Annotated in this window: 6 protein-coding genes and 1 riboswitch; of the genes, 5 read left to right on the forward strand and 1 reads right to left on the reverse strand. The window is 30.4% G+C overall.

The window, feature by feature from the left end:
• Positions 1 to 9 precede the first annotated feature (9 nt).
• The gene (locus QVA17_RS01735) at positions 10 to 2,019 is read right to left on the reverse strand and encodes a methyl-accepting chemotaxis protein (RefSeq protein WP_287386033.1); all 2,010 of its coding nucleotides are present in this window, start codon (positions 2,017 to 2,019) and stop codon (positions 10 to 12) included.
• A gap of 525 nt (positions 2,020 to 2,544) precedes the next feature.
• Between QVA17_RS01735 and QVA17_RS01740 the strand changes: the two genes are divergently transcribed.
• From QVA17_RS01740 to QVA17_RS01760, 5 genes are all read left to right on the forward strand, one after another.
• Positions 2,545 to 3,699 carry an AAA family ATPase gene (locus QVA17_RS01740; protein WP_287386035.1) on the forward strand — a complete coding sequence of 385 codons (1,155 nt, stop codon included), beginning with the start codon at positions 2,545 to 2,547 and terminating at the stop codon, positions 3,697 to 3,699.
• Entirely contained in the window at positions 3,699 to 4,220 is a 522-nt protein-coding gene (locus tag QVA17_RS01745; RefSeq protein WP_287386036.1) for a hypothetical protein, read from the forward strand. The genes QVA17_RS01740 and QVA17_RS01745 overlap by 1 nt, the downstream gene beginning before the upstream one ends.
• Positions 4,221 to 4,323: 103 nt before the next feature.
• Positions 4,324 to 4,638, forward strand: a complete 315-nt coding sequence (locus QVA17_RS01750; RefSeq protein ID WP_287386037.1) for a hypothetical protein — start codon at positions 4,324 to 4,326, stop codon at positions 4,636 to 4,638.
• A gap of 219 nt (positions 4,639 to 4,857) precedes the next feature.
• Positions 4,858 to 5,673 carry an Rpn family recombination-promoting nuclease/putative transposase gene (locus tag QVA17_RS01755; RefSeq protein WP_287386038.1) on the forward strand — a complete coding sequence of 272 codons (816 nt, stop codon included), beginning with the start codon at positions 4,858 to 4,860 and terminating at the stop codon, positions 5,671 to 5,673.
• Positions 5,674 to 5,817: 144 nt separating this feature from the next.
• Positions 5,818 to 6,075, forward strand: coding sequence for a DUF2442 domain-containing protein (locus QVA17_RS01760; RefSeq protein WP_287386039.1), 258 nt, complete (start codon positions 5,818 to 5,820; stop codon positions 6,073 to 6,075).
• Between the two features lie 95 nt (positions 6,076 to 6,170).
• Positions 6,171 to 6,246, forward strand: a riboswitch (cyclic di-GMP riboswitch).
• Positions 6,247 to 6,272 lie beyond the last annotated feature (26 nt).

Genomic DNA, 6,272 nt, shown 5'->3' on the forward strand with positions numbered 1-6,272 from the left:
ATACACCTCCTATTCTTCATCATCACTTTCAAGCTTAAACTTAGATACATAGCTTGTAAGCTTTTCAGAGGTGTCTGATAATTCTTCTGAATTAGCTGCAACGTCTTCACTATGTCTTGTGATGTTTTCTGCCTGTTCTACCATTTGCTTAGAGGTTTCAAGAATCTCATCAGCAGAGGCTGCTTGTTCCTCAGAAATAGCGGCTACATTAGTTGCAACGTCATCTACCTTAGTAACACCAGTAATCATATCTGTTACAAGATCACTTGAAGTAGCAATGTTTTCATAAATCTTGTCAAAGGTTTCAACGGCAGTATCAATTAATACTGTATTTGACTGGATATTTTCTGCACTAGTATTAGCCTGAGTTACTACATCGGATATTAAGTTTCTGATTTGTTCAATCAACTTAGCAATATTTTGAGCATTATCTGCTGAGTTTTGGGCTAATTTTCCAATTTCACCAGCAACTACAGCGAAGCCTTTACCAGCTTCTCCTGCTCTTGCTGCTTCTATACTTGCATTAAGTGATAAGAGGTTTGTTTCTTCTGCAATTTCTCCAATAAGACCTACAATACCTGTGATTTGTTCAGAGGCATCTCCAACCTTATTAATAGATAATAATAATTCTTCGATAGATTTTTGAATCTGGGTCATGGCAAAAGATAGTTTTTCCATATCTGTTTTACCTTGTTTAGAAATCTCTACAGATTCCTGCATAGACTCATTTGCTTTAGCAGAATTGCTTCTAGTATCTGATACGACTTCTGTTAAGGTTTGAGCATTAATGGCAATTTCGTTAACGGCTTTAGCAAGTTCATCTACAGTTGAATTTAAGTTTTGCATTGCTTTAGCCTGTTTTTCTGAAGCTTCATACATTGACTTGGCAACGACGTCACTAGTCCTTGATTGATCTTGAAGTTTGTCAGATTCTAGGGCTACATTTTTAAGCATATCTCGCATTCGAACAATGAAGTCCTCTACTTTATCACTCATAATGCCGATTTCATCATTGCTAGAGCTGTTTATGCTAATTGTAAAGTCGCCATCTGCCATGGCAGTAACGCCATCAGAAATTTTAGAAATTGGCTTAATAAGATAATTTACAATTACTATAATTACAACAGATGTAAGTAAAATAGCGAATACTGCAATAATTGCAAGTCTTCTTATTAAAACGTGAATAGAAGACATAACAATATCTCTTTTTATATAAGAAACTAATACCCAATCAGTACCGCTAATTTGAGTTAGGCTGACAAGATAGTTATTTATTTCCTCTTTGTTGTAATCCTGATTATCGATTTTTTTTGCAACTCCAGATAATAATTTGTCAGAGCTAGAGTTGATATTTGTTGAAACAAGACTAGTATCAGGATGAGCTAAGATAGTGTTATCGTTAGTATCTACAAGGAAAGAATAAGCATTATCCATCTTTACACCAGAATTTACAATAATACTAATCTGGTCAAGGGATAAATCCGCAGCAAGTACCATTAACTCATCTCTATTAAGGTTTATAAGACCTGAAGCAGAGATAATAGAGTCTCCTTTATAATCAGTATAAGTCTGTCCATAATTGAGGTTTACTCGTGTTAAACCATCCTTATACCAATTTTCAGAAGTAACATTTTCACTAGTCTTAGTAGATTCACTTGCCTTGTATAATTCACCTGTGGATGTACCAATGTAAATACCATCCTTGGCATAGCTATTGTAGCCATAGAAAGAATCGAGAATTTCCTGAAGTTCTTCCTCATCTGGATTTGTTGCTTCAATAGTTTGTTTTACTGAAGAGAAGTTTTCTAGATTTTTCTCTAGCCAACTTGTAATATTATCAGCTTGGTTGTTTAGAGAAGAATCTAGAGCATCTTCTGATAAGCTTTGTATCATTTTTTCAGAAAGAATTCCTGCCATTACAATAATTAAGATAATGAAAATAATTATGGCAGGCATGATAAACATGAGGAATTTGTCGCGCACTTTCACAACGCGCTTTGGCTTAGTTAGTTCGCTCATAAGAATTTTTACCTCCTATGCATCTTATTGAATTGTCACAATATACTTACAGGCATTATACCATATAGTTTAAAAAGATACAATTAGTATAAAAATACATAAATCTCTGAACCAAGTCCATAGACTGATCCAGAGATTTATTTAAATAATTATATGGGGATTTATGTATATTTTAGCTTTTTCAATATGGGGATTTATGCATATTTTGGGTTTTTCAATATGGGGATTTGTGTATTTTTTAGAGTTTTTGATATGGGGATTTGTGTATTTAGATTGTATATGCGCATTGGTGGCATGCCGCAAGCTGTGGAGACTTATATTGAAACCATATATATATCCTGAAATTCATAGAAAATCTAATATATTTAACACAGAAATATCAATTTAGACGTAAAATCTGTTTAAAGATTGATAATCCTGCTTAATTCACAAGTTATTTGCTGAATTTAAACAGATAATACGTTTAAATATTTGACAGCATATATAGAAGATGTTATTATTATATTGTAATAAAAGGAGGACAATATGAAAATTTTAAAAATATCAGCAGATGGATTAATGCTCTTTAATGATAAAGTTAGTATAGATTTTTTCGCTGAACAAAGAGTTATAAAAGATAATAGTGATATGCTTTCAAATGCATTTAAAAACGTATATACAAATAATGTCATTTCAGTTGTTGGTATCAACGCTTCTGGTAAGACTTCTGTATTAAAATTAATTTCTTTTGCTTTAGAATTGATTAACGGACAGTCTTTAAATAATATTGTCAATCGAGATGTTTTGACAGATTCTAAAAAAGTAAATATAGAAGTGATATTCTATGATGATAACAATAATCTATATAAGCTTCAATCTGAAATTATAAGTGTTAGAAATAACGAGATAGATAATAGATTTATTTTCGGGGCAGAAAAAATATGGAAAAAATCAATATCAAAAATTCAATCAAAAAAAGATATAGTGTCTTATGAAAATACAAATTTATTTAAAGAGCGTGACAATACTGCTGAATTTTTATCAGATGATGTAAGTATAGCAATAGCTATAAGCAAGAATAATAAAATATTCGTCAGAGATTTACTTAATTATACAAATATGAATATGATAAGATTAATTGGGAACTATCCTCACGAGTTGATTAAGTTCTTAGATCCTAGCATTGAATCAATTACATTTGATAAGAACAACTCTGAAATAAAACTAAAATTTTATGGTAAAGATGCAATTTCGTTATCAGATCCTTTACAATGCGAAAAATATCTTTCTTCTGGAACTGTAAAAGGATTAAATGTTTTTCTTAATGCGATGATGGTATTTAATAAAGGTGGTTATCTATTAGTGGATGAATTAGAAAATCACTTTAATCGAGAAATAGTTGCAACATTATATAGATTTTTTACAAATCCAATTGTAAACAAAATGGGTGCTACTATAATATTTTCTACTCATTATTCTGAATTATTAGATGAATTCGAGCGTTCTGATAATATTTATATAGTGCGAAACAAAAATGGAATTTCTGCTGAAAAATTGTGTAATTTATTAAAGAGAAATGATATAAAAAAGAGTGAAGCGTTTAAAAGCGGCTATCTTGAAGGCACAGCACCTCTTTATGAATCTTATATAGATTTAAAAGAAGTTATAATTAATTCCAGAACAGAGTTGGGGGTTCATTAATGGCTGAAAATTTAATAGCTTGCATTTGTGAAGGCTCGGCAGAACGGGCTATTATAAATAAATTATTGGATGAAGGAAAGCTAATTTTCTCTCGTTCTGAATTATTAGATAGAGAAATTTTAAAATGTAGAAATGCTAGAGAATTTGAAGATAAATATTTAGGAAAAGGTTTTAATAATAAAATTACGGTTTATCGAATACTTGATTCTAGACGAGAAAACTTCAATTTAAGAGCTGCATATAGAAACAAAATAGATGTTGTTAATATCATTACTGCACCCGAAATTGAAATGCTTATTATAATAAACGAAAATAGATTTTCGGATTTTTCAAAGTATAAAAGTAACACAAAGCCTAGCGATTACTGTAAACAACAACTAAAAATGCCAAATGTGAAAAGTACTCAATTTGTAACGGAATATTTTCAAAATACAGAAGTTTTAATCTCTGCAATTAAGAATTATAAAACATTATCAAAAATTCCAAAGAATGAAAAATGTTTGGTTGATTTGCTCAAATAGGAACAATCAGCTAATCACAAAATGCTCTCGGCTAAATAGTCGGGGGGCATTGTTTTTTTATATAAGAAACCAAATTAGTATATAATGAAGAAAAAGAGGTGACATGATGTTTGATAAAGATTTATTTCTTTCTATATGCGAGAAATATGATGTAGAATTTAGCAAGATTGCGGATAGTCCTATGCTTAGAGAGGGAGAAGTCATAAATGCTCACAAAATGGCAATTGAAGCATTAGAACAAGAGCTTTGTGAGAACTCAGTAAGTAAAAGAGAAGTAATTGAACAAGCAGGAATGACAGATAAGCAATTTCAAGGATTTATTAGGTTAATTCTTAAAATTTTAAATAATGCACTTAAAAAGAGTCCTGACAACAAAGATATTAAGAACCTTCGAGATATTTTAAATGATATGCTTTAAAATAAGTAAATTGCATTAGTCTAAATTAAAAGGGAAGTCGATTAGAGAAAATCTAGTCGGCTTTTTTAATGCGAATTTCTTACACTATTCGATAAAATATAAAAAACTTTGGAAAATATCGAATAGAAATAGCTATATATAGCTTAGTACAAGGTTTCTTCTATATTTATCATGTATTTCAATTTAATGGAGTTATGATTTAGCTAATAGAATATTAACATGAAGAATTTTAAAGACTTAACTTTAACAGATGATTTTATGTTCTCGAAAGTAATGAGAAAAAAGGACATCTGCAAAGAGTTTCTAGAACTTATCCTTGATAAGAAGATAGAAAAGATAGAATATATTGAAGCTGAAAAAACGCTTAATATAGACTATGATAAACGTGGTGTCCGTCTTGATGTTTATCTTCAAGACGAAACTACAGTTTATAATATTGAAATGCAGACATCCAATTTTGCAAATATTCCTAAACGCTCACGATTTTACCAGAGCGTGATGGATGTGTCAAGTTTAGGTAAAGCACAAGATTTTGACGATCTAAAAGAAAGCTATGTCATTTTTGTTTGCACAAAAGATTTGTTTGGATACAATGAACCTATATATGATTTTGTCACATATGATAAAAAACATGGTATAATATATGGGGATGAAGCTCATACAGTAATTGTAAATGCAAATGCAGAAATATCTAATGAAACAAAGATGGGTAAGTTTATTAATTACTTAAAACACAATGAAGTTTCAGATGATTTCACTTCATCCATTGATGATACTATTAACGAAATAAAGTTAGATGGTAAAATGAGAGGTGAGTATATGGTCTTGGAAGCAAAATTGATGGATGCAAAACGAGAAGGTCGTGAAGAAGGTCGTGAAGAAGGCATTATTATGACATATGTAAATCAAATTAGAGCCATTAAGAAAAAAGAAAAAATTTCAATAGACGAAGCCTTAATAAAATTATATATCCCAGAAGAATATTGGGATAAGGTAAAGAGAGAACTATTAAATAAATGGTTCATTTTTGAATAAAACTTAAAACCCTTTTTTAAGAATAATCCATTATAGAAATACAAAAATAAAAAATGAAAGGTATTAGCTTAATTAAAAAGAAAGTCGGCTAGAGAAATCTAGTCGGCTTTTATTGAGATTGACGCATTACGGTAAGGAGGTTTTATGTTTACGCCAGAGGTTGTACAAGTAATACCACATGAAAATTACATAGTAGAAGTCCTATTTCAAGATGGCAAAATTGTACATTATGATGTAAGTCAACTGTTAGAAAAAGGGGCTTTTAAAAAACTCAAAGATAAGGATTTTTACATAAGCCGCTGTACTGTCATGAATCACACATTGGCTTGGGATACATCTGGAGAATATGATCCAACTAATTGTTTAGACATAGATCCAGATATGTTGTATTCTATTCAGTAAATCACAAAATGCTCTCGGCTATATAGTTGAGGGCATTATTTTTTATTTCTTGACACTCACCCTTCATCCCTATATAATAATTCTTGCTATACAAATTATATAAAAGGTAAAATAAAGGAAACTTTATGACACAAAACTAAAGGGGCTTTAACATGCCAGCCAGTTGCTATAGATAATAGTTCGCACATATTTTTATT

Source organism: Lachnospira sp., assembly GCF_016290755.1.
Lineage (GTDB): Bacteria > Bacillota > Clostridia > Lachnospirales > Lachnospiraceae > Lachnospira > Lachnospira multipara.